Raw genomic sequence first — 26,860 nt, 5'->3', positions numbered from 1 at the left:
TTAAACAAATATAATGTTCAATATTTCCAATGTCCGGATTGTGAGTACATATGCACTGACGATCCTCATTGGCTCCAGGAGGCATATATAAACCCAATTAATTGTACTGACACAGGTATCTTGTTACGCAACATCTACGATGCTAAAATAACTTCATGCATATTATACTGTTTTTTTTCTAAAGACGCCAACTGCCTCGACTATGGAGGGGGTTATGGTATTCTTACCCGTTTAATGCGGGATATTGGTTTCAATTATTATTGGCACGATCCAAACACGCAAAATATGTTTGCACGAGGTTTTGAATATCCTCAATATGATGCTGAAATTGATGTAGTTACTTCGTTTGAAAGTTTTGAACATTTTGTCCGCCCTCTCGATGACATTGCAAATATTTTTGCAATATCTCACAATGTTATTTTTTCAACAGAATTATTGCCGAGGCCCGTACCCAAGCCTGATGACTGGTGGTATTATGGCTTAGAACATGGTCAACATGTTTCTTTTTACTCTCAAAAGACACTGCAAGTCCTAGCTCGAAAATTCGGAGTGAATTATTACTCCTCTAATAATATACATATTTTCACACCAAAAAAAATAAATAAAATTATGTGGATCCTCATATGCAAGTTATATTGGTTGATATTCCCATTGGTAAAATTCAAAATGGTTAAAAAAACTTTTCAAGATATGGAGTTCCTCATTAAATTGGGCAGAGGTAATGCATGAAAATTCTTTATGATCACCAGATCTTCACAATACAAAAATATGGCGGTATTTCACGTTACTTTTGTGAACTGATGGGTCGACTATCCCAGGATCCAGATATTGAACTCACCCTTGCACTGTGTAAATCGCGTAATGAGAACCTTCGGAACCTCCATTTAACAAACAGGGGCCGGAAAAACAACAATATATCTTTATGTGACGCGCAAGAGTCTCCAATTATTCAAAAGATTGTGCATCTCGGATTACCGGTCGCTCGAAAGATCGCACATATTGGGTTTCCAATCATTCGGAAGATTGCGCCAATCGATGTACTAAACAATCTACGTAGTAATCAAAGAGAATCCATCCGCTTATTGAATAAGCAAAAATATGACATTTTTCATCCAACGTACTATGATCCGTATTTCTTGCAGCATCTCCAGCAAAAACCATTCATATTAACTATTTACGATATGATCCATGAACTCTATCCTGATTATTTCTCCCCAAATGACTTTACAAAAATATGGAAAAAGGAATTGATTGGACAGACTGAAGCAATCATTGCAATTTCAGAGAGCACAAAAAATGATATAATGAAATTTACAGGCGTCGAATCAGATAGAATTTCTGTGGTGTATCTTGGAAATCCTCTTGAATATCTAGATCAACCATATCGAATCAAAAAGAATTTCGAGTACCCAACACTTGAGAAACCCTATATCTTATTTGTAGGAAATCGAGATGGTTACAAAAACTTTATGTTTTTCATTAAATCCATAACAGAACTACTAAAGAAAAATGAAAATCTGCGTGTTTACTGTGCTGGAGGAGGTCCATTTACTCACTCAGAACTGAAAATATTCAATACACTAGATATTTTTTCAAAAGTGCGCTATGTCAAAACAAATGATCTCATTATGAAGCATTTATATGAAAACGCCTGTGCATTTGTATTTCCTTCTCTTTACGAAGGTTTCGGACTTCCCATTCTGGAGGCATTTTCTTGTAGTTGTCCTGCACTATTAAGCAACTCCAGTTCTCTTCCCGAGGTCGGGGCGGATGCAGCTTGCTATTTTGATCCAATTGATCCGGAATCACTTATTCAGAGCGTTGAAACAGTTATTTCTGATGACCATTACAGGGAAAAACTTATCAAAAAAGGACTTGAACGGGTAAAACTATTTTCTTGGGAAAACACAGCTCAAGCTACAAAAAAAATCTATGATAATTTATTATACCAGTAATTGTAGATTTTTTCAAGGCTTTGCTCAATGGAATGGGTGGGTTCCCACCCTGTCTCACGATGGAGTTTCTCATAACTTCCGATAAGTATCGGGTTATCTATCGGGCGAAGAAGATCAGTTTTTTGCTCTATTTCTATTGATATCTGTGTTAACCTAGACAGGCAATCTACAATATCTTGGATTGAATACCCTCTACCACTACATACATTGTAAACTTCGCCGGGTATTCCTTTTTCTAATATTGTATCGTATGCCAAAATTACATCATCAATATCTATAAAATCACGGATAATTGATCCCGCCCCAATTTTTATTATCGGTTTTTTACGATTGACTGCAATATCGGCGAATTGCTTGGCAATAGAGCTTACCACAAATTGATTCCTTTGCCCTGGTCCAATATGATTAAAAGAGCGGGTACAACAAATATTGAGATGATATCCTTTCACGTAGATTTGAGATAAGTATTCTTCAGAAACTTTTGCGATCGCATATGGGTTTGTTGGATTAGTCCGCTGCCCCTCAGTAAGCGGGAGATCACTAGCATTAACGATGCCATATTCTTCCGAAGAACCAATGGATAATATCTTAGAATCTAACTCCTGAATTCTCACCCCTTCAATAATATTGAGGAATGCGTTGGTATTGTTGAGAAACGCACCGCGAGGATCTTGCCAACTTTGAGCAACAGAGCTGAATGATGCCAAGTGGAGAATGAGATCAGGTTGTGTTTCTTTAATGATTGTATTGATTTTTGTAGAATCAAGCAAATCACATGGGTGGAATGTAATTGAATGTATGTCAAGCGCCTGATCCTGAAAAACATCCCACACGGGTTTTGAACGACTCACGCCATGGATATCATAGCCCGTTTTCTTGCCTAACAAGTATCGAGTAAAATGTCCACCGACAAAACCGCTTATCCCGGTAATGAGTATCGATGCCATATGACCTATCAATGGTTTGACGAATGTTATTTTAATATGTTCGCTTTTGCGCCTTTTTTTAAGAGAGATTGCCCTGTATTTCCACGGTTTACCTATGATCTATGCTTCCACGAGCATCACCTGGTTGAGGAACGCGGTGATGAGGTTCTTCATGCCGTCTTCCTGATCGGAAAAGATAATCTGGAATAAACGCGAAGGAATCCATGGCCCTGTTTCTCTTTGTACAAATCTAGGTTGGATCCCGGGCCATTTCAATTTTACAGAAAATTCGTTACGCTACCAAACAGCCCTCAAGGAGGCGAATGGCAGTTGTATCCCCGTGTGAATATAACTTGTGGCTTAGATGTCCACAAGTCCTCCGTCTCGGCAGCGGTGTACCGGAGTGACGGGTCCTTCACGACCTGTCACTTCTCGACAATGGTTGACGGTTTAACGGCGTTGCGGGAATGGGTTGTGGAGAACCGTTGTGAACGGGTCCTCATGGAAGCAACTGGTGTCTTCTGGATCCCCCCGTAGACGGCATTAGAATCCTCGGCCGAGGTCTACGTGGTCAACCCCCTGTCCATCAAATATCTTCCCGGACGAAAGACTGACACGCTGGATGCTGTTTGGCTTGCCGAGATTGCGCTCAACGGGATGTTCAAAGCATCCTACATTCCCCCGCGAGATATCCGTGAATTCCACGAACTCACCTGGACCCACCGGAAACTGATCGAAGAACGGGCTGCCCATAAAAATCGGATCCATAAAATCCTGGAACGAAGCGGCATTCGGTTATCCGGCGTCCTTTCCAATATCTTCGGGAAATCTGGCTTGCTGGTGATCACTGGCCTTATCGCGGGGAAACCGATCGAACAGATCCTGGCAACGCTGCACGATCCCCGCATCCTGAAGAAGGAAGAGGCGATCGAACGAGCCATCTGTGGAGATCTGGGTGAAAATGAGGTCTTCATCATCTGGCAATCCCTCGATTCTATCAGGCATGTCAATGCTCACATTGTTCAGTATGAAGAGCGCATTCTCAGGAATCTTGCCCGTGGTGAGGAATCCTTACAGATCGTGACCAGTGTGCCGGGTATCGGGTTCAGGGTTGGTGCGGTAATTCTTGCCGAGATTGGGGATATCAGCCAGTTTGCCAGTCCGAAGCAGCTGGTGATCTGGGCGGGACTCGCCCCGGCAGTCTATGAGTCAGCAGGAAAAACCACACACGGTCATATCGCCAAACGTGGATCAAAATACCTCTGGACAGTCCTCATCGAAGCGGCTCAGGTTATTGCCAACGGCAAATCAAACCGGCTGAAACAGTTCTTTCTCCGGGCACGAAAAGGATATAAAAAAGGCAATCGTCGCGCTGGCGCGAAAGGTATTAGCACTGGTCCATCACCTGCTCACGAACTACGAACGATACGACGAACCACCGGGAACCGTGAGAACAGTGAACCGGCCCAAGGTCAAGCCAGACCCGGAAATGGATCATGACGAGATGATCCAACTCCTGACGCAGGCGAGATACGTTGTGCAGAAACTGAACGCCGCGTAGCTATCTGAAGCCAAAGAGAGGCGGCCGATTTGAGCGGATGCTCTCTATACCAGGAGGGGTTTTTCATACTAGCAGGCCGGGATCATGAACTGCCCTATCCTAGGACGTGTCGGGAGGAAAGGCAGAGGATTTACCGCTTGCCCTGAGATCTCAACCCAATGTTAATATTCGGGTGACATCAAAGGATTACGTACTGTTCGCAAGAAACAACGTTTTGCAACCAACTGACGGGCGATCACCATGGAAAATAGCAGAATATCTATAATCACAGTCTGCTTTAATTGCGAGGGACTGATAGAAAGAACAGTAAAAAGTGTTGTCGATCAAACGTATACTAACATTCAATATATCGTTATTGACGGGGGATCCACTGACAATACGCTGAATATTATCAAACAATACGAAAATGATATTGATGTACTGGTATCTGAGAAGGACGATGGCATCTACGATGCCATGAACAAAGGATTGGGGTATGCAACCGGCGATCTCGTTTATTTTTTAAACGCCGGGGATTGCCTGTACGATAATGACGTGTTGAGAAACATCGTTGAAGGACTGCGTGCCAACCCGGACAGCAATATACTCTACGGGGATTACATTTATTACGACGATACCGGTGAGCAACGATGCTCCGGCCACCGTACCGGGATCCCGGATCTGATCCGCAGAGGGTACTGCCATCAAACCACATTTGCCAAAAAATCCACCTTTTTGAAATGCGGGAAGTTTGACACAGAGTATAAAATATATGCCGACTTCGACTGGCTGCTCCGGGCATTAATTGCAGGGCAGAATATGAGATACCTTGGTATGCCTGTCGTATATTATCTGAAAGGGGGCGAAAGCGAGAGCCATATTGTGAGGGACTATTTTGAAAAGATTAAAGTGATACAGAAAAATACCGGGATCCGCGGATTGTTATCTCTTGGTATCTCTTCCCCGGTCATCATTTTCAGATACCTGTCGAAAAAGTTAGGTGACAAAAGAAAAATGGCAAGACCAAATGAAATTAGGGTAGATAACTGATCACTACTTTTCCTTGAACCTGCTGGAGACGATGGGCCATACGTTCCGGTCGTCCTCCCTCTAGAGCAAAGGATCCTACGCCGCATGCTTCCAAAACCCGACCGTCATGTGGACCTTCGGGTGGCGTCTACAAATCCCGATTCCCGGATAGATCAAGTAAATCAACTCTCTCAATCACAGGCGGCGATACACCCCAAGCAGCCTCTTCTCCATCTCCCCCCAGTTGTACCGCTCAAGAACCGCCTTCCGCCCACTCTCCCCCATCCTCCGCGCCGCGCCCGGGTGTTCCAGAAGATAGACGATCGCCTCCGCGATCGCATCCGGGTCGGTCGGGTCGACCAGCACCCCGCATCCTGCATCGCCGACTACCTTCCGGATCTCCGGAAAGTCGCTTGCAACGACAGGAAGGCCGCAGAGCATATAGTCGAAGAGTTTGTTCGGGAGACCGATGTAGGCGTTGTAGTAGTCGGGCTGGAAGACGAGGAGCCCGATGCTGCCCTCACGGAGCGTTTCGTACATCTCCCGGTAGGGGAGGTAGCCCGTCATCGTGATCGACGGTCGCGGGTCCGTCCCCGCCGCAATCGCCCCGATATCCTCCCGGACGTCCCCGACGAGCGTCAGGGAGACGTCGGGGTATATCGCCGCCACCTTCGACATTGCCTGGATGCATTCCCTGATGCCGTGAAACATCTGCATGTTCCCGGCCATGTAGACCACGTTACGGTTGCCCCCTGCCCGCAGTGCCGGTGGCGGTGCCGACTCGGCGACCGAGTAGTTGGAGATGATCACAGGACACGTCCCGTTCTTGCCGAACCGCTCCGCGACACTCTCGCTGACTGCAATCTTCGCGTCGGCAAACCGGGCAAGCCCGAGTTCAAGCGGCGAGAGCAAGGACTCGAGGAAGCGGGTGAGAGCAGTCGCGTTCGGGAGGCCCAGGTCGAACGGGATCTCCGAGGGCCAGTGTTCGTGGACGTCGTAGATGACTTTTCGACCTTTCGCCGCCTTCAGCAGGAGCGCGACCAGGAGAGCGTCCGGTTCATGGCAGTGGATGACATCGCACTCGTGGCCCAGGCAGGCCCGGAACGCCCGCCAGAGCGTTACCGGGTGGAGGAGGTTCGATGCGGGCCTCCGGACGGCGATGACCCGTACACCCTCGTTCTCCCCGACACCCCCATCCTCCGATGGGGCGATTATCGTGACGTCGTGCTCCTTTGCAAGGCTCTTCGCCTCTTTCTCGAATATTCGCCCGTCATTGGGCCGGTGAGTCGTGGTGAGCATGCAGATATGCATAGTCGGAGCTCAGGCCCCCCTGCCCGGAACCTTCCCCCCGGGTTACATTCTCGGGCACGAACGAGAGGACTGAATGGACCCAACTGTATCGGAGAGACACTTATACTTTATTGCACAGAGGCTTCCCGGCAGAAGACGGGAAGGCGGAGAAGAGAGTTCCAGAGCCGGCCTGCAGGAGAGTGATGAGCCGGTCAGAGTTGCAGTGTCGCGATTATCCGGCGAAGCTCCTGCTCCCGCTGCTCGCGAGAGAAGAGTTCGCAAATCCTCTTCCGCGCAGCAGACCCTGTATCGGCGACGAGGGCCTGCGATATGGCATCGGCCGTCACATGTGTATCAGCATACGGGACGACAAACCCTGTATCGCCTGCAACCTCCGGGAGGGCGCCCCGGTCCGTCACCACGGGGACGCACTCGCAGGACATCGCCTCGGCAAGCGCGACGCCGAACGACTCCCGGTAGGAGAGCTGGCAGTAGACCTTTGCCCGGCGGTACCACCCAATGAGTTCAGCCTGCCCGACAGCCCCGACAAACTCGACGTTGGCGGGAGCATCCCGTTTCAGGATCTCAAGCGCACCGTCGAGGGCCCGGCTGATGAGGACAAACCGCGCTTCCGGGATCTGCCGGGCAGCATCCATGAAGGTGTCAAGCCCTTTCACCCTGATGTTTGCCGTGCTGACGAGGCACACGGTGAGCACAATATTCTCTTTTGAACCTTCAGGTGAGAATAGCGAGGTATCGATCCCATTATAGATCGTCTCGATCCGGCGGGGTTCGGCAACCGCGAGGATCTCCCTTCTGCTGAACTCCGAGACCGCCAGGATGCAGTCGGCATTCTCTATGATATACCGGACTTTCCCTGCCATGGCCGGGTCGAGGAGGGCACCATACCCGATCTCCGGTTCATTTGCCACTTCATAACCGCCCACGACGACCAGGGACTTCTTTCGGAGCAGTCGCACCGCCATAACGGCGAGGTACGAGTGGTTATGGGCAAACCATGCAAAGACGATATCAGTCCTGAGAACTCCGGAGAGGATCGAGTGCACCAGGGAGAGCCTCTGTCCGAAGTTCCCGGTCGGGCCGCCCCCGGTGGCGACCACCCGGACAGGATAACTTGCCTTGAGCATGCGCAGGTCCCCTTCTACGAAGGAGGAGAGGCCGCTTGTGAGAAACAGGATCGCGGGCCTGTGCATGCTGAGGACCTTCACCCGGGCGGGGCGCCCTGAAGCCCGGTGAGAATCTCCTCGATCCGGATGCAGGCATCCCCATCGCCGAACAGGTTCTGCTGCCGCGATGCGGGCGAAAACGAATGAATTGCATCTTCAATCTTCTCCTGCCCGGCTCCGACGAGCACGTTCCATCCCGCCTCGACCGTCTCGACCCACTCGGTGTTCTCCCGGAGGGTGATGCAGGGGACGCCGAGCATATACGCCTCTTTCTGGACGCCGCCCGAGTCGGTGAGGATCTTCTTCGCATGCGCCATCAGGCGGAGCATATCGAGGTAGCCGAGCGGTTCGATGACCCGGACGTTCTCCGGCATCCTCTCAAGGAGGCCATATTCTCCGAGGTAGTGCCGTGTCCGGGGATGAACCGGGAAGACGACCGGCTCTCCAGCATCCCCGAGGGCGCCGAGGATGGCGGTTATGTTCTCGCGGCTATCGGTGTTCGACGGGCGGTGGACGGTGACGGCGAGATACCCCCCCGGTCGGACCCCGACGTCCTCAAGGATCCGGGAGCGCTCCTCCGCGACCGCGCGGTTGTAGTTCATCGCGTCACACATCACGTCCCCAACGAGGTGGACGCCCTCTGTGATCCCCTCGGCCGCGAGGTTTTTGACGGCTGTCTCCGTCGGGCAGAAGAGGATATCCGAGGCGTGGTCCGTAAGCACCCGGTTCACCTCCTCGGGCATCCGCCGGTCAAAACTCCGGAGCCCCGCCTCGATGTGCGCCACCGGCACGTGGAGTTTTGCCGCCGCAAGCGCGCCCGCGAGGGTCGAATTCGTGTCGCCGTAGACGAGCACAACGTCCGGCTCCTCCGTTACGAGAACGTCCTCGATCGCCCCGAGCATCGCCCCGGTCTGGCGGCCGTGGGTCCCGGAGCCGATGCCGAGGTTGTAGTCGGGCTTCGGGATCGCGAGTTCCTCGAAGAAGACCTCCGACATGCCGTGGTCATAGTGCTGTCCGGTGTGGACGAGGATCTCCTCGTGTTCCTTCCTGAGTTCCCGGGAGACGGGAGCGCACTTGATGAACTGGGGCCGCGCGCCGACGATCGATACGAGTTTCATGGTAACTACCGGATCGGATGGTTGTTCTTATCGCCGCGGCCGATGCCCTTGTAGACGAACCCCGCCCGGATGAACGCATCCGGGTCGACGACGTTCCTGCCGTCGACGATCACCGGGTGCTCCCGGCCCGAGAGTTCCTTCATCCGTGCCGGATCGAGGGAGGCGTAGTGATGATGTCCGGTGAAGACGACGATGGCGTCCGCGCCCGCAAGGGTTCCCTCGAAGTCGTGCGAGACCACGATACCAGGATACTTCCCCACGAACGGGTCGTGGACCCTGACCTCCGCACCCGCCTCCCTCAGCGCCGCGAAGTAGGGCTCTGCCGGGGTGTTCCTGGTGTCGTCGGAGTTCTGGATGAACGCCCACCCAAGGAGCGCGATCTTCGCGCCTTTCGGGGATTTTCCGACCCGCTTGAGCCCCTCGACGGTCAGGTGGACCATATGTTCGGGCATGAACTCGTTTATCTTCCGGGCGACCCCGAAGATCGACTCAGCCCCGTGCGGGTACCAGAGGCTCGCACGCCCGAGGACCTGCGCCCCCCGCTCGAGGTGCCAGGAGTCCTTCGTCAGGCAATGGCCTCCGACTCCGGCGCCGGGCCAGAGGATCGCCCGGGTGATCCCCTCGCCCTTGAGGGAGTCGATACCGGCCCGGACGTCGTAGACGTTGACGCCCATCGCCTCGCAGTGCAGCGCCAGCTGGTTCGCAGCCGCGATCTGGAGGTCGCGGAAGGCGTTCTCGGCGGTCTTCGTCACCTCGGCCGCGGTCGCGGTCATCGGGACGATCTTCCCCGTCGTGAGGACGGGTTGGTAGAGTTCGACCGCCCGCGCTGTCGAGACCTCGTCGATCCCACCGACGATCCGGTCGTGCTCCCGGATATTCCGGAGCAGCCGCCCGACCATCACCCGCTCGGGGGCGTGCGCGAGGCAAAACTCCTCGCCGGCGACCAGCCCCGACTCCTCTTCGAGAATCTCCCGGGCCATCCCGGCAGTCGTGCCGGGGGTGACGGTCGACTCGAGCACCACGAGCGTGCCTTCCGCGAGGTGCCTTCCCACCTGCCGGAGCCCCTCGGTCAGGGCCGAGAAATTGGGGATGAGGTCTTTTGGGTTCTTAAACGGTGTCTGGATGGCGAGGGTCACCGCGTCGCACGCCGTGACCTCCGAGAAATCCGAAGTGCACCGGAACCTTCCGGCAGCGACGACCTTGCCGAGCAGTTCTTCGAGCCCCGGCTCCTCGCCCTTCAGCGGCGACTCGCCGCGGTTCAGCATATCGACTTTGTAACCGGATGAAGCAGAGACGCGCTGGAACCCGAGAACGGACTCAAACTCCGGGGCATCCGCAAAGAGCACCGCGGCGGGGATGCCGACGTATCCCATCCCGACGACACCGATCTTCTTGATCGGCCCTTTAGCCCTGATGATCGATTGTAACCTGTCACTCATGTAAAAACCATCCTTATACCGCAAAACACCGCGCGACGTCCTCACAGATCTCCATATTCAGCAGCGCCTGCGCCGGGCTGACCGGGAACTCCCGGCCGCGGGCCACGCAGTCGAGGAACGTCGAGAGTTCGAGTTTCAGCGGCTCCTGCTTGTTCACGAGCACCTTCTCGATGATGTTCTCCTGGACGTAGCGCTCGTTCTCGACCGCATACTGCCCGGGTTTCCGGTGGATGTAGATCTCCTGGGCCATGAAGTCCCCTTCGACGGTGAACTCCTCCTCCTCGATATAGATCATCCGGATCTTCTTTGAGGACTTCCGGCTTGCCGAGAGATATACCGGGGTTCCTCCGAAAGAGAAGAGGGCGCTGCAAACGTCCTCGTTCCCGCTGCCGGTGAGTTGGTAGGGGCCGTCCGGGAGGAGAACATTTCGCACAATGTCCACATCGTGGATCATCAGGTCTTCAACGACCGAGGAGCCGCTCACCCGGGATGACGCCGGGTTGTGCCGTTTCATCTCGATGTAGAGGGGACGCCGGACGATCTTTTTGATCTCGGGGACGATCGGGTTGAACCGCTCGATATGCCCGACACCGATGACGAGACCCTCGGGGATCTTCGCGATGAGCCGCCGGCTCTCTTCTGCCGTTGCGCATATGGGTTTCTCGATGAGGAGCGGCACCCCGGCGTCGAGGACCTGTTTCGCAACCCCGAAATGGTAGGGGGTCGGGACACAGACGCTCACCGCGTCGACGCTTCCGAGCAGTCCCTCGACGGTCGGGGAGGCCGTTGCCTCGAAGGCTCCGGCAAGGTCGCTGGCCGCCTTCCCGTTGAGGTCGTACAGGTAGAGCGAGTCCACCGCTTTTAATTCCGAGTACACGCGGGCATGGTTTCTGCCCATCATTCCGATACCGATTACCCCTACGTCCAAATTATCACCGCCGATATCCGTACGTGCCTTCTCCTGCGAGAGTGGTAATATACGTTAGCATCACTCCGCTATGACGTTATCGCGGCCTCTCCCCGGGGTGTCCTGTTGTCCATCACGGCCGCTCTCCCTGCTCCGGCTCAACCTCCCCCGAAATCCCGGGATGGTTGACAACCAATAAAGCCTTTCACGGCGAAACCAATGCTCGTGTTCCGCCCCTCCAGGTATCTCGCCCGCGTCATGCGCATCGATGCCGTCCAGCGCCAGAGCGTCATCAGCCTCGCTTCAACGCTGGCCCTCACCGCAATCGGGTTCCTCTCCACGATGTACTTCGCCCACACGGTAGGTCCCGCGATACTGGGTGCGTACTACCTCTTTGTTGCCTACTTCAGCGTCTTCAACCTGATAGGCGATGGGGGGTTCGGCGGCGCCGCCGTGAAGCGGATCAGCGAGGGCGAGGACCAGAACGCGTACTTCACCGCATTTGCCCTCCTCCGGGTGGCGCTGGTGGTCGTCTCGGTGAGTTTTCTCCTCATCGCGCAGCCGTACCTCGTCAAACTTACCTCATCAGGGACGCTACCCTGGCTGATCCTCGCGCTGGTCGTCAGCGCCTTCACGAACATCGTCTTAAACGGTGTCTACGGGAGAGGAAAGGTCGGCATCAACCAGATCGGCAGCCTGGTCGATAACCTGACCCGGATAGGCATCCAGGTCGTCGCGATCGTCCTTGGCTACGGCCTTGCCGGCCTCACCGGGGGGTTCGTTGCCGGGCTCCTTGCGGCAGGGATCGTTAACTTCCGGTTCCTCGACCTCAAGCTGGCACCGTTTTGCCGCTCTCACATCCAGAGCCTCTTCGCGTTCTCGTTCTGGACGTTCCTCAGTTCAGGCGGCTACCTCGTCTTCTCCTACGCCGACACTATCATGATCGGCTACTTCATGACCGATGCCGACATCGGCATCTACCGCGTGGCGCTCCAGCTCACGTCGATCGCGACGTTCACCACCGTAGCACTCCATACCACCCTCTACCCGAAGATCAGTTATTGGGGAAAGAAGGACGACCTTGCTTCAGTAGAGCGCGCGCTTGCCCGTGCCTTCACCTACTCGCTCCTCCTCGCGGTCCCGGTCGTTGCCGGGGGCTGGATCCTCGGCGAACGGCTCCTCTACTTCTTCTACGGGGCGTCGTTCTCCACCGGCGCGGGGGCGCTTGCGATACTCCTGTTCGTCCAAGTGGCGAGCGTCTTCATGTACCTCCAGACGATGTGCTTGAACGCCCTCGACCGGCCGAAGGACTCGTTCCGGGTGACGGCAGTCGCGGTCACGGCTAATGTCGTGCTGAACATCCTCCTCATCCCGGCATACGGCATCGTCGGAGCGGCGCTTGCGACACTCGTCACCATGGTGCTGAACGCGGCGCTCTCCCGTCGCGCCCTCTCCCGGAGCATCCGCGTGCGGATTGAACCCGGAGCCGTGGGGCACATCGTCCTCGCCGCGCTTGTTATGGTGACCGTCGTCGTGATCTACTCGTTCGTCATCCCGCTCACAAACGTCTTCGTCGTCCTCGGGGCGGTCGCGCTCGGCGGGCTGGTCTACCTCCTGGTTCTTCTCAAGACCGATCGGGGCATCCGCGACGAACTGAAGGAGCTGATCATGGGCCTCGGCATCCCCTGGCCGGGTGTGCTCTGACGGCTCGTTCAGACGGCCGGGGTATTTCCTGCCCGTTCGATTAAATACCCGGGTGCGGCAATCTGTAGTCATACGCGAGGAAGACGATGGCAAAAGAAGTCCGTGAACTGGAGCATGAAGAATTCCCGCTTGCAGAGAAGGTCTGGACGCACTACCGCGGTCAGAAGGCCGACCCGGCGCGGGAGAGGATATTCGGCGTCTTTATCGACGGAACCCTTGCGGCGACAGCACGCTGTACCCTTCACTCGGGCGGCCTTGAGATGGACTGCGTCTTCACGCTCGACGAGCACCGCGGGCATGGATACGCCAGGGAAGTCGTGCAGATGCTCCTCGAAGAATGCGGCTCCGAGACGATCTACATCCACTCGACCCTCCCCCTGATCGGGTTCTACGGGAACCTCGGTTTTGAACCCATCCCGGAGGCGAGACTGCCGGAGAGTATCAGGGAGCGGTTCATCTTCTGCTTCGGGGAGATGGAGGGGTGCAACGTCGCCCCCATGATGCGGAGCCCGGGGACGAGATAGATCCCAGGCGCACTGGATATTTTCAGCCCGTTTTTACCGAGATCATGCGAGTGGTGTCGCGACCCCGGCACACTCGCCATACCCTGCCCGCCTGAGGTCTTGTCCAGGGGTAAACCTGATGCACGATGAAGACCCATTAGGCCGCGCTGTCTGAGGGGGCCTGCACCGGTATGGTAAGCATCGACTACATCATTCCTACCTGGAACAGCGAGTCAACGTTAGAATTCGCACTCTCCTCTATCCGAAGATACGGATCCCCGAACAGGATCATCGTCATCGACAGGCACTCTACGGATCGCACCGCGGCAATCGCCGGACAGTACGGCTGCGAGGTCATCCCGTCGGACAGAGGCCTCGGAGCCGCAAGAAGGCTTGGGGCGCGCGAGGCCGGGACGGATCTCATCGCCTTTGTCGATTCCGATGTGGAACTTCTTCCGGACTGGGAAGAAGTCCTGCAGGCCTCCGCCGATCGACGGTATCCCGATGCAGGAGTGATCGGTGCGCTGTATGCGGACGATTATATCCGGCCGCTAACCGGGCCGGTCTCGCTGCTCGGGGGCAACGGGGCATTCGGCTGCTGCGTGACGTACCGGAGATGCGTACTGGCATGCACCGCGCTTGATGCCTTCTCAAGCGGAGAGGATGCGCTCTATGCCGAATTTCTGGCGGAGAAGAACCTCAGATGGTGTATCCTGCCCGTTTACGTCAACCATCACCATGAGATGCGGGATATTCCCGGTTCACGGAGATGGCGCTGGCTGGGGGCCGGGCTCCGGCGACGGAAAGGGTTTCGCCCCTCGATATGTAAGTCCGTCCTCGGCGGCGCAGTTGTCGGACTCCCGATGAACGGTCTGGACCTCTCCTACCGGGAGAATGTTACCCTGCGGCTGAACTACTTTATCGGGTATATGCTTCCCGGCAGGTACTTCGAGATCGACCGCGGAAAGAAGAGATCTTGACCGGCACCGCGAACGGAGCCGGGTCTAGTGCTCGATCTTTTTGATGTGCTCTATAGCGTTCTCCGCGAGTTTCTCCCTTCCCTGCAGTTCGGCGACGTCCCGGATAGCCTCGAGCATGTGGACGGAGTCTTCGAGGAAACTGAGGATGTCGGCAGGGTAGAGGTCGATCCCGTACTCGTCGAGGAGGTGGGCGCTGATCTGGCGGTGATCGAGCCCCAGCTCCCGGAACTCGATGATGGTCAAGGTGAACTTTCGCTCCGGGCACCCGCAGAAGGGGGCGTTCTTGCACTTGCAGTCCATGAAGTCGCGGAAAAAGGCCTGGAGCTGCTCATGCATCCGCCGGTCGAGGTTCTCGAAGTTGATCGCCTTCCCGAGCGACTCAAGAAACGCGCCCGAAAAGACATGGTCCGGGAGCCGGAAGCCTGCAGCCCGCTCAAGTTTCCGTGCCGCCCGGAACCGGGCCTTATCCGCAATCACGACGACTCGCCGGGCTCCTCGTCGAACTTCGCAAGCGACTTCATGGCGTTGCTCATGGTCTCGATCTCGATGAGCCACTCGTCGAAGAGGGTCGGGTCCTCCACATTGTCCTTGATATACTTCGCGCAGCAGGTAGCACCGTCGACCACGGCGGCCCCGATATTCGCTGCAACCTCGAGCGCCTCCTCGAGGTTCTCCTCGTCGATACTCTTGCCCTTCTTCACGAGCGCCTTGATGTCCTTATCGAACTCGCCCTCGAGGTACTTCCGGCAGGCGGTGAAGAGCACCAGCAGGGAGAGTTGGAACGATCCGATGATATCCTCGAGGTCTCCCTCGGGAAGCCCGGTCATGACGATCAGTTCGACGTCGTCGAGTTTCTCCGTGGCCTCCTCCTTCGTAAACCGACCGTTCTGGTAGAGGCGGATGATCTTCAAGACCGAGAGGGTAATGTCCTCGGTGAAACTGAAGAGCATCTGCTCGCCTTCCGAGACCTCTTCGCCTTCGGCGGGTTCGAAATTTGCTTCCTCCAGCGTCTTGATCCAGTTGTCCCAGCGCTCCTGATTGTAAAAGATATAGAAGAGTTTCATGGGTTCTGCCTGTTTGGCACTCGTTTTCTTCGCCATATCAGTACACATTCGGAGTGCCTCTGTTAAAAATCATTTGCTCTTCGTGCAGATACCGGGAATCGGCGCGATTCGCGAACATTCATCTAGGACGAGCGAACATATGAAGAGCAGATGACGCGAGTTCGCGGGCTTGATACACTCCTGAAATCCTACGAACCCGTTGCGGTTGCGCTCTCCGGGGGAACGGACAGTTCGGTTCTGCTGGCGTTCGCCCGGCATCACGGGATCCAGGCGATCGCCATCAGCGTCGATACCGGCCTCACCCCGCCCGGGGAACTCGCGGCGGCGCGCAGACTCTCGGAGCACCTGGGGATCGCGCACGTCGTGGTTCCGCTTGATATGCTCGAGATCCCCGCTGTCCGGGAGAACCGGCCGGAACGGTGCTACGTCTGCAAGCGGGCGCTGATGGAGGCGGTCGTGACGGAGGCACGGCGGCAGGGGTGCCGGACGGTGGTCGACGGGACGCATGCCGATGACCGGGCGGATACCCGGCCCGGGATGCGGGCGCTCTCCGAACTCGGGATCAGGAGCCCGTTTGCTGAATGCGGTATGGGGAAGGCGGAGATCGAGGCCCTTGCAGAAGAACTCGGGGTGCCCATCCGCCCGCCGTCCGCGTGCCTCGCAACCCGCATCCCCACCGGTGAGCCGGTCACCCGGGAGTGCCTCGCCCTCGTCGCGGCGGCGGAGTCCCTCCTCGCGCGGGAGATCCCGGGGACGATCCGGGTCCGGTGCATCGGCGGCGCCCGGGCCCTGGTCGAGGCCGACCCGGCGCACCGCCGGAGGCTTGAGGAACTGCTCGGTGCGGTGAAGGAACTCGGGTTCGAGGACGTAGCGATAGCCTCCGGGGGCTATCGTGAGGGAGGTGCGGATTCGTGGAAGCGGTGATGGTCAGGTACGGGGAGATCTTCCTCAAGAGCGAGACGGTGAAACGGCGGTACATATCGATAATGACAAAGAACATCGGCCTTGCGCTGGAGAGCGAGGGACTCGCCAACCGTATCGAGACTTACCGGGGGCGGATCATGATCTACGGCGACGAACCCCGGCGGGTCGCGGTGGCGGCCGCAAAGACCTTCGGGGTGGTGAGCACCAGCGTCTGCACGGTGACCGTGGCGGATATCGAGGGGCTCGCGGCCACGGCAGTCGAGCACGCAGAGAGGAATCTTGGGCCCGGGATGTCGTTTGCGGTCAGGGCGCGCCGGTCGGGTGTCGAGGGGTTCAGCAGCCAGGAGCTCGCTGCGGCGGTCGGTTCGGCCGTCCTCGACCGGATACCGGAGGCGAGGGTCGACCTCTCGGCGCCCGACTACGAGATATTCGTGGAAGCCCGGGAGTACGGCGGCCTCGTCTACGACGAGAGGATCCCGGGGCCGGGCGGGCTTCCCTACGGGACGCAGGGTGAGGTGATGGCCCTGCTCTCGGAAGGGATCGACTCGCCGGTCGCGTCGTGGCTGATGATGCGCCGGGGGTGCCGGATGGTGCACGTCAACATGCACGGCGGACGGTTCGGGGGTAAGGATGCGAGAAAGAGAGTTCTCGAAAATCACGCCCGGCTCTCTCGCTGGGTTCCGGGACACTCCCTCGATCTCCTGGTCGTGGAGATGGAGCCGTTCTTTGCGGCGATCACAGCGCTGAAAGAGCCGCGCTACCGGTGCGTCCTCTGCAAGCGGTTCATGCTCAGGGTGGCGAGCATCCTTGCAGAAGAGCGCCGAGTCGCCGCCCTGGTCAGCGGCGACAACCTGGGGCAGGTGGCGTCCCAGACGCTCGCGAACATGGCGGTGATTGCTCCTGCGGCGACGGTCCCGGTGCTCCGGCCGCTGATCGGGCTCGACAAGGAGGAGGTCGTCGACCGCGCACGCGCTATCGGAACGTTCGAGGCCCACCCGGGAGACGTCGGGTGCACGGTCGCCCCCCGCTACCCCTCGACGGCGGCGCCCGCGGAGACGATCATGAAGATCGAGAAGGCGTTCGATGCGGAGGGTCTCGCGGAACGGGCGGCGGGGACGGTGCGGCGGTTTCGGGCGAAGAACGGGGTGGTTGAGGAGGTTGGGTGATGAATTAGGTGCAACGCCAGCTGGTGATATTCGCACCCCGCGTATCATCACAGACAAGTAGGTGCTTGAATCCCTGCGCTTTGCCGACCGCGCTTCTAAACCCTGGGGCTCTCACACATTCTTTGCTCGTTTATACTGAGGTCATCCCGAAAAGATTCTGAACCTCTCCGGCACCCCCCCGATCGGAACACTTACCTCTGAGGTTTCTCCCCATTAGTTCGATATCCTGAGCAAAGAGGGTGAAACGGCTTCCCATCGGGTATCGCCACTCGGGGGAGGGATCGGGAGGGGGTGTCCCCCTCCCGGCAAAGAGGTTTTGGGACAACTTCACTCATTGCACGGATTTCGAGGGGATATCGCCACGCGGGGGTGGGGACGCGCCCCTCCCCTGTCTCTACCCCAGAAGGCTATACCTGTGCCCCCATCCCACCCGGCCTCCGGCCTCCTCCCCCGCCCCAGAGGGGCGGGGGCAGTGCGTGGCGATATCCTCACGGTCCACTGTACCGAGCTTTGCTCTACTTTTTGCCTATAATGTTACGCAAGTGAAGGGTGCTTGCGAACTCCCCCGGAGAGTTCAGGTACACGATAGACCGGATAACGCCCCGGCCCGCCCAAATCAGTTCAAAAATTGGATTTTGGGGATATCTCTCAGACGATATTCAACCCGTTCTCCCGCGCGATCTCAATAAACGACTCTCCAACATGCCGGATCTGCTTCTCCGTCAGCCCGAAGGTGTTGAACTTCCAGACCCTGGTGGAGCCGGGGATGACGCCGGTGATGCCCCGCTTCTTCATGTCGCTTGCGAGGAAGAAGCCGCGCTTCTTGTGCTGCTGGGCCACTTTATCGAAGGACTCGCGGGTATCGATCCTTGTCAGGGTGTGCTGCCGCGGGTAGTCGGAGAGGACCTTCGTCCCCTCGATGGAGAGGAGGGCATCAACGACCGCCTGCGAATGCGCCACCTCGGTATCCCAGTGCTGCACCCGCTCCCGGACGCGGGGGAACGAGGCCATCATCCCGACGACGGTGACCCCCATCAGGGTGCAGCCCATCATCTCGACCTCCTTTATCCCGAACGTCCGGCCGGTCACGTCGCCCTTCGCCTGCGTCGTCCGGAATACCCGCTCCGCGTGCTCATTCGTCGTCGCGAGGACGCCCGAGGGCGCCGGGGCCGCCATACTCTTGTGGCCCGACCCGACCACGAAGTCGGCGCCGAGCGCTTTGCCGTCGACCGGCATGATCCCGACGGTGTAGGCCCCGTTGACGAGGACGGGGATGTCGTACTGGTGGGCGACCTTTGTGATGGCCGCGACGTCGTGGACGTTCCCGAACTGGTAGTCGACGTGGTCGACGAAGAGCAGGGGCGGCGTCTTCGAGAACTCCCGGATCACCGCCTCGATCTTCTCTGCCGCAGCGTCGGGGGTGATGTGGTTCTTCCCGTCCTTCGGGATCTCGAGCGGAATTCCGCCTGCTCCCTCGATTGCCATGAACTCGGTGTAGTGGGCAAGCGCCGTCACGATGACCGGGTCGCCTTTCTCCACGTAGGTGCTCGCGACCGCCTGGAACCCCCGGCGCGCTCCCGGCACCACCCGCGCAGTGTCCATATTCAGCCACGCGGCGAGGTCGGCGTGGAACTGCGCGATGGGTGGATTCTTGATATAGTCGAGCCTGGGGGGGTTCCGGCAGTTGTCACAGACCGAGTAACCGTCCCCGTACGCTATTGCTGCCTTCATGGCATCGACGGTGAGCCGCCCACCCGCCTGAATGGGGTCGATGTTGACGTACATCTCCTCGACGTCGCGGGACTCGATATCGACCGCGCACTTCACCGGATCAACTCCTCTTCGAGGATTGCAACCTGCCGTTTCACCTTATCGAGGGTTGTTGCGGCGCGCGCTTTCTGCGCCTCGTCGAGGTCGTGCCCGGGAGTTGTCTCCCGGAGCAGGAACCGGACGTCGGATAGGAGGAATAGTGCCTGAAAAACTGCATCTACGGCCCTTTTTGACACGAGATCACCATACAAATATCAGCGGAGATATATTAGATTACGCGTGTTCCGGAAACCGGTCCGGTACCGGACACATTCACGCCGCGCAGATCAGGCATTTATACTCAAGGAACACGGAGACTAATTGGGCATGAAGATCGTTCACCTGGCAGACACGCATCTCGGATTAGCGGCTTTTAACCGGGTTGATCCGGAGACCGGGATGAACCTGCGCGAACAACTCATCTACGACAACTTTCTTGCGGCCGTCGACCGGGTCGTTGCCTTACGGCCTGATGCGCTCGTCCACGCGGGCGACCTCTTCCACCAGGTCAAGCCGAAGACCCGCGCCTACACGACGGCGCTCGACGCCCTCTCCCGCCTGCACGACGCGGGAATCCCGATGCTCGTGGTCGCAGGCAACCACAGTATGGCCAAGACCCGGTACACGGCGTCGCCGTTCGAGGTGCTCGAGCGGGGCGGCTACGCTGCAGGCGACCTCTACGTCGCCCACCACAACCGCTATCGGCGGGTGGAACTGGGGGATACGGTCTTTCACCTGATACCGAACATGCTCGAGGCGGAAGGCTACCGGAGGGCGTTCGAGGGGATCGAGTTTTCCGGCGGCACGAACGTGCTCGTCACCCACGGTCTTGCGAGCATTCTCTCGGATAAAAGGCTGCACACCGTCGCCGAACACGAACTGGACGCGACCATCCTCTCTGACCGGTTCGACTACATCGCGCTCGGCCACTACCACAACCAGGTGCAGGTCGCCGACAACGCCTGGTACAGCGGGTCGCTCGAACACTGCAACTACGGGGAGATCGCGGAGGAGAAGGGCGGCCTCGCCGTGAACCTCGTGTCGGGAGAGGTCGAGCATATCGACCTCCCGCGCACGCCGATGTTCAGCCTCGGCAGGATCAACTGCGACGGGCTCTCGGCCAGAGAGGTCGTGGACGGCATCCTCGATGCTGCCGATAACCATGAACAAAAGATTCACCACGCGATCTGCCAGGTCACGCTCGACGGAATACGCCGCGAGACGCTCCGCGCGCTCGACCAGAAGGCGCTCCAGGATATCCGGAACCGTGCACTGGACCTCAAACTGCAGGTGCTGGCCGTCGACGATCCGTCCCGGATCTTCTACGAAGATTCGCTCGTCGGCATCGACTACGTCGCCGAGTTCGAGCGGTTCGTGGAGAAGGAGCACCTCGCTCCCGGCGACGAGGAGTTTGTGAAGAAGACCGGGACGGAGGTTCTCCGGTCGGTCATCGCGCGCCATAAAGAGGGAGAGCGTGCTGCTGAATAAACTCCGGATGCGGAACTTCAAACGCTTCCGCGACCAGGAGATCGTCTTCCAGGACGGCATAACGGGGATCGTCGGGAACAACGGGACAGGTAAGAGCAGCATCGTCTCCGCCGTCCTCTTCGCCCTCTACGGCCTGCAGGGCACGGGGCTCGACGGGAACTACATCGTCAGCTCCTTTGCGGGGCCGCAGGACGTCTGCGAGGTTCGCCTGGACTTCTCGGTCGGCGGCAACGAGTACGCCGTCGTCCGCAGATTCAAACGCCGCCCCTCTTCAAATCTCCACGAGGCAAACCTCTACCTGAACCAGAAACTCCTCGCGAGCAGCGTCCAGAAGGTGGGAGAGGAGGTGCAGCGGGTCGTCGGGATGGGTCCGGGCGATTTCCGCAACACCATCTACGCCGGGCAGAAGGAACTCCTTGCCCTGCTCGAGAGCAGGGCCGGGTCCCGGAAGGACTGGTTCATGCAGGTGCTGGGCATCGATTACCTCAAGAAGGACAGCATGGAGCACCTCAAGTCGATCGTCGATGCCCGGGAAGGGAGTTGCCGCGAACTCTCGGGCCGGCTCCAGGAACTGGATGCCGACGAGGTTCGCGGCCGCCTTGCGGTGCTCCGTGCAGATCTCGCCGGGTCGGAGGAGGAGGCGGAGAAAGCCCTGGGGAGAGAGACGGCTGCCGCGGAGGTGCTCGAGCGTGCGAAGAAGGAGCGCGATCGGCTGCTCTCCGTGCGCGAGCGTTACCTGAACCTTTCGCGGGAAGAGGAGATGCTTGCGGCCGAGATCGAGCGGCTCCGTGCCGAGTGCCGGGAGACGGAGGGTGAGATAGCCGAACGGCGGCGGCTGCAGGTCGAACTCGAAGGACTCGCTCCCCTCGCCGACCGGTATGAGGCCCTGAAAGCCGAGACGGCCGCAATGGCCGAGGAAAAGTCGCTCGCCGACCGCCTGACTCTCGAAGCGAAGACCGCGGAGGGGCAGGTCAGGGAGTATGGCGAGCGCCGCACAAAGATCGAGGCAGAACTCGCCGCGCTTGCAGGGGACGAAGAGGCGGTTGTCGGCCTCGAACGGGACGTCGGGGAGTGGCAGGCCCTCCGGGACCGCATCGCTGCGATGAAAGAACTCCAGCCGCAGTACGACACCCTCCGCGAAGACCTCGCACGCATGGACGAGCGGTTCGCCCAGATCGAGCGGCGTGTCGGGGAGAACCGGACGGAGATCGAAGGGATCGAGGAGAAGGTCGAACGTCTCCGCGCGCTTGAAGTGGAGATCGGGGACTACGACGCCCTCCTGGCCCGCGAGGAGGTGCTTCTCCGGGCGCAGGAACTCGCCCGGCAGGAGGAGCGGTGCCTGCGGGAGGTCGACACGGCTTCCGATGAGATGAGTCTTCTCGAGAGCGAGATTGCCGGGCTTGCCCGGCAGCTTGCCGGGATGGGCTCTATCGAAGATGAGATCGAATCCGCGGAGAGCCGGAAAGAGTACCTGACCTCGCGGATCAGCGCGTGCGCCGAACGGCAGGAGACGCTCCGCGAGGAGATCCGAAAGTTAGCCGAACACCGGGCCGAGATCCTTGCCGCCGGTCCGGAGGGATCGTGCCCGACGTGCCACCAGGGTCTCGGCGACCATTACGAGGAATTGGTCGGCGATCTTGCAGATGCCGCCGCGGCGATGCAGAAGGCGCTCGCCGATCTCGAGGGCGGGTATGCGAAGGCGACCGCCGACCGCGAGAGCCTCGTTGCCGCGCTGAAGGATCTTTACGAACAGCGCACCGCCTCCCAGCGCTTAAAAGAGCAGTACGCGCTCTATTCGTCCCGGTATGAGCAGAGTGCGAGCGTCGGAGAGCGGTGGCGCGCCGAGGCGGAGGGGCACCGTGCGGCGATGCGGGCGCTCGGCGTGGAGGGGTACGACCCGGCGGCGCACGCCGCCCTCAAGGAGCGGATCCGCGCTCTGTCGGAGAAGCGGACATCGGCCGATACCCTCCGGGGCGAGTGCAGCCGTCTCCCCGCCCTCCAGGAGGAACGGCAGCGGCTCATCGCCGACGTCGAGGACTACCTCGTCCGAAAAGAGGAGGTTGAGACGAAGATCTCCCGGCTCGGGTTCGATCCGGCGGTCCGGCAGCACCTGGAGGCCGAGGCGCAGGCGCTTGAGCCGTCCTACCGGGCATACACAGAGGCACAGGCCCGGCTTCTGCGGCGGCCGGCGCTGGAAGAGGAGCTGGAGGACGTCTCCACACGGATCACCGCGCTTGAGGGGAGGCTGCAGGCTATCCGGGATGAAATCGCCCGTCTCTCGTTCGATCCCGACCGGTTCGCACGCCAGAGCGAGGAATACGGCCGAGCTGATACGGCGCACAGGAGAGCGTTCGAACTCCGCGTCCGTCTCGAAGAAGTCCCGAGGCTGGTTGAGGCGCTGGAGGCGAAGCAGAACCTCCTCGCGAACAGGGAGGCCGACCTGCTCCGGGTTGCGGAAGCCGTCGAAGGACTCGGGTTCACCGAAGAGGCGGTCACGGCAGCAGAGGAGCGGGTCGCGAACTGCGAGCGGGATCTTCTCGCGGTGCGGGAGCAGCGATCCGCCGCTGCGTTCCAGATAAACGGCCTTAAGATGGATATCGAGAAAGAGACGGGGAGACTCTCGCGTGCGGACGACCTTCTCCGGCAGCAGGAGGCGCTCACCGAGGAGATCGGGAGGCTGAAACTGACCCGGTCGTTGATCAAGGAGTATACCGACTACCTCCTTCAGGTGGTCAGGGACCGGATCGAGGAGGAGGCGGGGAGGGTGCTCGCGGAGATCACTGACGGGCGCTACGGCACGGTGATGCTCGACGACGACTTCACCGTCCTCGTCCACGATATGGGCGACGACTACCCGGCCGACCGGTTCAGCGGCGGAGAACAGGACGATATCGCCATCGCTCTCCGGGTGGCGCTCTCCCGGTTCCTCGCCGAGGTGAACGAGGTGCACGACTCCACGTTCCTGATCTTCGACGAGATCTTCGGGAGCCAGGACGAGGGACGGCGAAACAACCTTCTCCGGGCGCTCAGGACACAGGAGGCCCACTTCCCCCAGATCCTCCTGATATCCCACATCACCGAGGTTCAGGACGAGTTCTCGACGACGCTGATGGTCGAGATGGGCAGTGATCAGGCGAGCCAGGTCAGGGAGTTCGAATGATCGATCCGAATACCGTCTACCGGGACGCGATCCGGCGAATCGCAGGGCGAATCCGCGAGTGCGCCCCGCCCGACCTCGCCGGACGGTTCGCGGTTGCCGGGGGGTTCGATGCATCGTCGTACCGCCGCTGCCCGTCTAGGTTTGACGGGGCGGTCTCTGCAGTGGACGGGAGCAACACCGTCATCCTCGATGCAGGCAGTTTTGCCGTTGCCGCCGTCCGGGCATCGGTCAGTTCGTACGCGGGGGGTTCACGCCTCCACCACCGGACGACGCCTCTCCAGATCGTCACGGTCAACCCCGGGACGGGGAACGAGGACTTCGACGAGATCTATCACGACTGCTTCCACTGCGCCCCGAAGGTGCACCTCGACCACGACGACCCGGTCCGGAACACCGCCGTCATACGGGATACCCTCGAGTTCTGGGCGGCGACGGAGATGGCCGCGGAGCTCGATGCCGGCGACCTCATCGTCCTCGACGGCACGCTCCAGGTTCGCCACGCGAGCCACGACGAGGTCGTCGAAAAACTCCTGAACCTCTGCAACCTCCGGGGCGTGCTGATTGCCGCGGTGACGAAACGGACGTCGCTCACCTGGGGCGGCGGACACCCGATCATCCCGGCGGCGGAGGGGCTTGCACGCGACCTCGGCGTCCCCGGACCCTGGTACCTCTGCGTCTCCACCCCCGAAGGCCTGATCGACCGCCTGGAGACACGCACCTGGAAGCAGCGGGGCGAGCAGTACGTCGCAAGGCTGCACCCGCGGGCAGAGCGGGCGTTCAAGGTGGAGATCCCCGCGTTCTACAGCGCGGAGATGGTCGAACGGGTCTTCTCGGCACTCGCGGCCTACGCCGACGACGGGCGCGTCACGGGCTACCCCTACCCGCTCCTCGACGCCCACCTCACGACGAAGATCGGGAAGGATGCGGTCGAGCAGGTCCGCCAGGACATCATCCGGGACATGGACCGGCTCGGCATGACCTTTACCGACTACTCTGGCCTCTTTGGTGACTATCATGATGAGTTTGACCGATATTAACGGCGATGACGCCTCGAAGTACCGCCTGATCGGCGACCGGGTGCTCGGTTACCGGTTTGCCGCCCCCCACGACGCGGAACTCTATCTCGGGGACGTGCTGAAGATCACGGACAGTGTCAAAGGGCTGACGTTCTTTGCCAAGGTGACCGATCTCCTCCACGACTGCAACTTCTCCGACCCGAAGTGGGACACCCGCCCTCATACCGAGCACTTCTACGGGATAGGAGAGGATGTCTTCATCCTCGTCGAGGCGATGCCGCTCGGGTACGTCGGGGGTGACGGCGCCTTTCGAAAACCCCGGACTATCCCTGCGAAGTTCTCCCGTGTGGAGCGCCCGGAGTCCCGCGACTTCGCGTTCCTGCGGCAGGTTATGGGTGAGATCGAGGTCGGCGTGATGAAGACCGGCCAGGGCGTCTTGAAGGACGTCAGGGTGGCGCTCCACGCGCAGGTGATGCGTCAGCACATGGGCGTCTTTGCGACGACCGGCATGGGGAAGAGCAACTTCATGAAGGTCTTCTGCGCCTCCTGCATGCAGGCGCGGGAGTTCGGGCTCCTCATCGTCGATCCGCACGGCGAGTACGTAGCGGGGGGGCGGTCGTCGAGCGGAGAGGCCACCATGGGGCTCCTGCACTACCAGGCCGGCCGTGACGGGCTCGAGGTCTTCTCCACCCGGCCTGAGTCGTTCAGGAGAAAGTACCACTTGAACCAGCTCTACCTGGACTACGACGACTTCAGGGCGCCCGATCTCCTCCTCCTCTACGAGCACTCGCCGCCCCAGCGCGAGGTCGTGGAGATGCTCGAGAGCACGCCCGGCTCCGAGGTGATCGACTTCTTCCAGAGCACCGATTTCGCGACCTTCGACGCCGGGACCTACACCGGCCGTCACCCCCGGATTGCGAACGACCTGAAGAACTTCTCGCCGAGCACGCTCTCGGTGATGCAGCGGCGCATCGCCGGCATGATGAACCGGAACCGGGACTTCTTCCGGAGGCAGGGTTCCTCGATCCCGGATATCCTGAAGGCGCTCCACGAGAACAAGGTCGTCCTGATCGACATCCCCGGGATGAGCGAGCAGAGCGAGCTCTTCGTCCTCTCGATCATAACGCGGAGGATCATGCGCAGCCACCAGGGCGAGGAGGCCGGGGGCGAGGGGGAGCCTAAACAGGTCTTGATCACCATCGAGGAGGCGCAGCGGGTGCTGGGCTCAGGCTCGGGGAGCACCCGGACGTTCCGGGAAGCCGCGATGGAGGGGCGGAAGTTCGGCGTAGGGCTCTGCGTGGTCACCCAGCAGCCCAAGAACATCGACGCCCGGGTTCTCGCCCAGTTGAACACCTTCGTGGTGATGGGGCTCTCCGATCGCGGCGACCGCGACACCATAGCAAGCAGCGCAAAACAGGATCTCTCGCGCCTGGATACCGAGATTCAGACGCTTGAGCGAGGAGAAGCGGTCATCAGCACCATCGGGATACCCTTCCCGGTGAGCACCCGGATCCATCTCTTCGAGGAGTATATCCTGGATCTCAACAAAAAACCGGCGGCAACGCCGATAGACGACGGGCTTGAAAAGACGTTTTAGAATACAAACACGAAGGTGATTCTGGCAGGAAACCGTACCGTTTCCGCCGTCCCTTCAC

22 protein-coding genes and 1 pseudogene are annotated in these 26,860 nt (G+C 58.8%); 13 read left to right on the top strand and 10 right to left on the bottom strand.

The annotated features are described in order from the left end of the window. A partial coding sequence (locus L21_RS08515; RefSeq protein ID WP_143727249.1) for a class I SAM-dependent methyltransferase occupies positions 1 to 729 on the top strand: 729 nt, incomplete at its 5' end. Continuing rightward, on the top strand, positions 726 to 1,955 hold the full coding sequence (locus L21_RS08510; protein ID WP_074370049.1) for a glycosyltransferase family 4 protein: 1,230 nt from the start codon (positions 726 to 728) through the stop codon (positions 1,953 to 1,955). The genes L21_RS08515 and L21_RS08510, both read left to right, overlap by 4 nt. On the opposite strand, the gene L21_RS08505 is transcribed toward L21_RS08510, so the two are convergent. Beyond that, entirely contained in the window at positions 1,931 to 2,902 is a 972-nt protein-coding gene (locus L21_RS08505) for a GDP-mannose 4,6-dehydratase (RefSeq protein ID WP_074370048.1), read from the bottom strand. The genes L21_RS08510 and L21_RS08505 overlap by 25 nt on opposite strands. Positions 2,903 to 3,436: 534 nt before the next feature. On the opposite strand from L21_RS08505, the pseudogene L21_RS08495 reads away from it, so the two are divergent. Together L21_RS08495 and L21_RS08490 are read left to right on the top strand one after the other, a co-directional pair. Then, positions 3,437 to 4,381, top strand: a pseudogene (locus L21_RS08495) (IS110 family RNA-guided transposase); the annotation flags it as partial. 301 nt (positions 4,382 to 4,682) lie between these two features. Then, the gene (locus tag L21_RS08490) at positions 4,683 to 5,471 is read left to right on the top strand and encodes a glycosyltransferase family 2 protein (protein ID WP_074370045.1); all 789 of its coding nucleotides are present in this window, start codon (positions 4,683 to 4,685) and stop codon (positions 5,469 to 5,471) included. Between the two features lie 174 nt (positions 5,472 to 5,645). On the opposite strand, the gene L21_RS08485 is transcribed toward L21_RS08490, so the two are convergent. From L21_RS08485 to L21_RS08465, 5 genes are all read right to left on the bottom strand, one after another. After that, the gene (locus tag L21_RS08485) at positions 5,646 to 6,749 is read right to left on the bottom strand and encodes a glycosyltransferase family 4 protein (protein WP_256712804.1); all 1,104 of its coding nucleotides are present in this window, start codon (positions 6,747 to 6,749) and stop codon (positions 5,646 to 5,648) included. A gap of 203 nt (positions 6,750 to 6,952) precedes the next feature. Beyond that, positions 6,953 to 7,888: a glycosyltransferase family 4 protein gene (locus L21_RS08480; protein WP_256712802.1), complete on the bottom strand. Its 936-nt coding sequence runs from the start codon at positions 7,886 to 7,888 to the stop codon at positions 6,953 to 6,955. A 77-nt stretch (positions 7,889 to 7,965) separates the two neighbouring features. Beyond that, positions 7,966 to 9,045, bottom strand: a complete 1,080-nt coding sequence (gene wecB / locus L21_RS08475; RefSeq protein ID WP_074370043.1) for a non-hydrolyzing UDP-N-acetylglucosamine 2-epimerase — start codon at positions 9,043 to 9,045, stop codon at positions 7,966 to 7,968. 5 nt (positions 9,046 to 9,050) lie between these two features. Continuing rightward, on the bottom strand, positions 9,051 to 10,484 hold the full coding sequence (locus L21_RS08470; protein WP_074370042.1) for a nucleotide sugar dehydrogenase: 1,434 nt from the start codon (positions 10,482 to 10,484) through the stop codon (positions 9,051 to 9,053). A gap of 13 nt (positions 10,485 to 10,497) precedes the next feature. After that, positions 10,498 to 11,412 carry a Gfo/Idh/MocA family protein gene (locus L21_RS08465; protein WP_074370041.1) on the bottom strand — a complete coding sequence of 305 codons (915 nt, stop codon included), beginning with the start codon at positions 11,410 to 11,412 and terminating at the stop codon, positions 10,498 to 10,500. 198 nt (positions 11,413 to 11,610) lie between these two features. On the opposite strand from L21_RS08465, the gene L21_RS08460 reads away from it, so the two are divergent. The 3 genes from L21_RS08460 to L21_RS08450 all read left to right on the top strand — a co-directional run bounded on the left by L21_RS08460 (position 11,611) and on the right by L21_RS08450 (position 14,578). After that, the gene (locus L21_RS08460; protein ID WP_074370040.1) at positions 11,611 to 13,095 is read left to right on the top strand and encodes a flippase; all 1,485 of its coding nucleotides are present in this window, start codon (positions 11,611 to 11,613) and stop codon (positions 13,093 to 13,095) included. Positions 13,096 to 13,181: 86 nt separating this feature from the next. Next, positions 13,182 to 13,619, top strand: a complete 438-nt coding sequence (locus L21_RS08455) for a GNAT family N-acetyltransferase (RefSeq protein ID WP_074370039.1) — start codon at positions 13,182 to 13,184, stop codon at positions 13,617 to 13,619. 170 nt (positions 13,620 to 13,789) lie between these two features. Then, entirely contained in the window at positions 13,790 to 14,578 is a 789-nt protein-coding gene (locus L21_RS08450; protein ID WP_074370038.1) for a glycosyltransferase family 2 protein, read from the top strand. A gap of 24 nt (positions 14,579 to 14,602) precedes the next feature. Here the strand turns inward: L21_RS08450 and L21_RS08445 are convergent, their stop codons facing one another. Beyond that, positions 14,603 to 15,055 (bottom strand): DUF5814 domain-containing protein, encoded by a 453-nt coding sequence (locus L21_RS08445; RefSeq protein ID WP_074370037.1) that lies wholly within the window; start codon positions 15,053 to 15,055, stop codon positions 14,603 to 14,605. Continuing rightward, positions 15,052 to 15,678, bottom strand: a complete 627-nt coding sequence (locus tag L21_RS08440; protein ID WP_074370036.1) for a DUF2150 family protein — start codon at positions 15,676 to 15,678, stop codon at positions 15,052 to 15,054. Before L21_RS08440 ends, L21_RS08445 begins: the two co-directional genes overlap by 4 nt. A gap of 114 nt (positions 15,679 to 15,792) precedes the next feature. Here L21_RS08440 and larE point away from each other — a divergent pair, with 114 nt between their 5' ends. Together larE and thiI are read left to right on the top strand one after the other, a co-directional pair. After that, positions 15,793 to 16,566 carry an ATP-dependent sacrificial sulfur transferase LarE gene (gene larE, locus L21_RS08435; protein ID WP_074370035.1) on the top strand — a complete coding sequence of 258 codons (774 nt, stop codon included), beginning with the start codon at positions 15,793 to 15,795 and terminating at the stop codon, positions 16,564 to 16,566. Then, entirely contained in the window at positions 16,554 to 17,732 is a 1,179-nt protein-coding gene (gene thiI, locus L21_RS08430) for a tRNA uracil 4-sulfurtransferase ThiI (RefSeq protein WP_074370034.1), read from the top strand. Before larE ends, thiI begins: the two co-directional genes overlap by 13 nt. Positions 17,733 to 18,380: 648 nt before the next feature. Here thiI and pscS read toward each other — a convergent pair. Together pscS and L21_RS08420 are read right to left on the bottom strand one after the other, a co-directional pair. Beyond that, positions 18,381 to 19,559 carry an O-phospho-L-seryl-tRNA:Cys-tRNA synthase gene (gene pscS, locus L21_RS08425; protein WP_074370033.1) on the bottom strand — a complete coding sequence of 393 codons (1,179 nt, stop codon included), beginning with the start codon at positions 19,557 to 19,559 and terminating at the stop codon, positions 18,381 to 18,383. Continuing rightward, on the bottom strand, positions 19,556 to 19,738 hold the full coding sequence (locus tag L21_RS08420; protein WP_074370032.1) for a hypothetical protein: 183 nt from the start codon (positions 19,736 to 19,738) through the stop codon (positions 19,556 to 19,558). Before L21_RS08420 ends, pscS begins: the two co-directional genes overlap by 4 nt. A 130-nt stretch (positions 19,739 to 19,868) precedes the next feature. Here L21_RS08420 and L21_RS08415 point away from each other — a divergent pair, with 130 nt between their 5' ends. From L21_RS08415 to L21_RS08400, 4 genes are read left to right on the top strand one after another with little or no spacing between them, the layout of a single operon-like run. After that, entirely contained in the window at positions 19,869 to 21,029 is a 1,161-nt protein-coding gene (locus L21_RS08415) for a metallophosphoesterase family protein (RefSeq protein WP_074370031.1), read from the top strand. After that, positions 21,016 to 24,189 (top strand): AAA family ATPase, encoded by a 3,174-nt coding sequence (locus L21_RS08410; RefSeq protein ID WP_074370030.1) that lies wholly within the window; start codon positions 21,016 to 21,018, stop codon positions 24,187 to 24,189. The genes L21_RS08415 and L21_RS08410 overlap by 14 nt, the downstream gene beginning before the upstream one ends. Continuing rightward, complete coding sequence (locus L21_RS08405) at positions 24,186 to 25,226, top strand: DNA double-strand break repair nuclease NurA (protein WP_074370029.1); 1,041 nt, start codon at positions 24,186 to 24,188, stop codon at positions 25,224 to 25,226. Before L21_RS08410 ends, L21_RS08405 begins: the two co-directional genes overlap by 4 nt. Then, positions 25,204 to 26,802: an ATP-binding protein gene (locus L21_RS08400; RefSeq protein WP_074370028.1), complete on the top strand. Its 1,599-nt coding sequence runs from the start codon at positions 25,204 to 25,206 to the stop codon at positions 26,800 to 26,802. Before L21_RS08405 ends, L21_RS08400 begins: the two co-directional genes overlap by 23 nt. Positions 26,803 to 26,860 lie beyond the last annotated feature (58 nt).

Source organism: Methanoculleus chikugoensis (assembly GCF_900095385.1).
GTDB classification, from domain to species: Archaea; Halobacteriota; Methanomicrobia; order Methanomicrobiales; family Methanoculleaceae; genus Methanoculleus; species Methanoculleus chikugoensis_A.
This window is presented reverse-complemented; position numbering and strand designations above follow the sequence as displayed.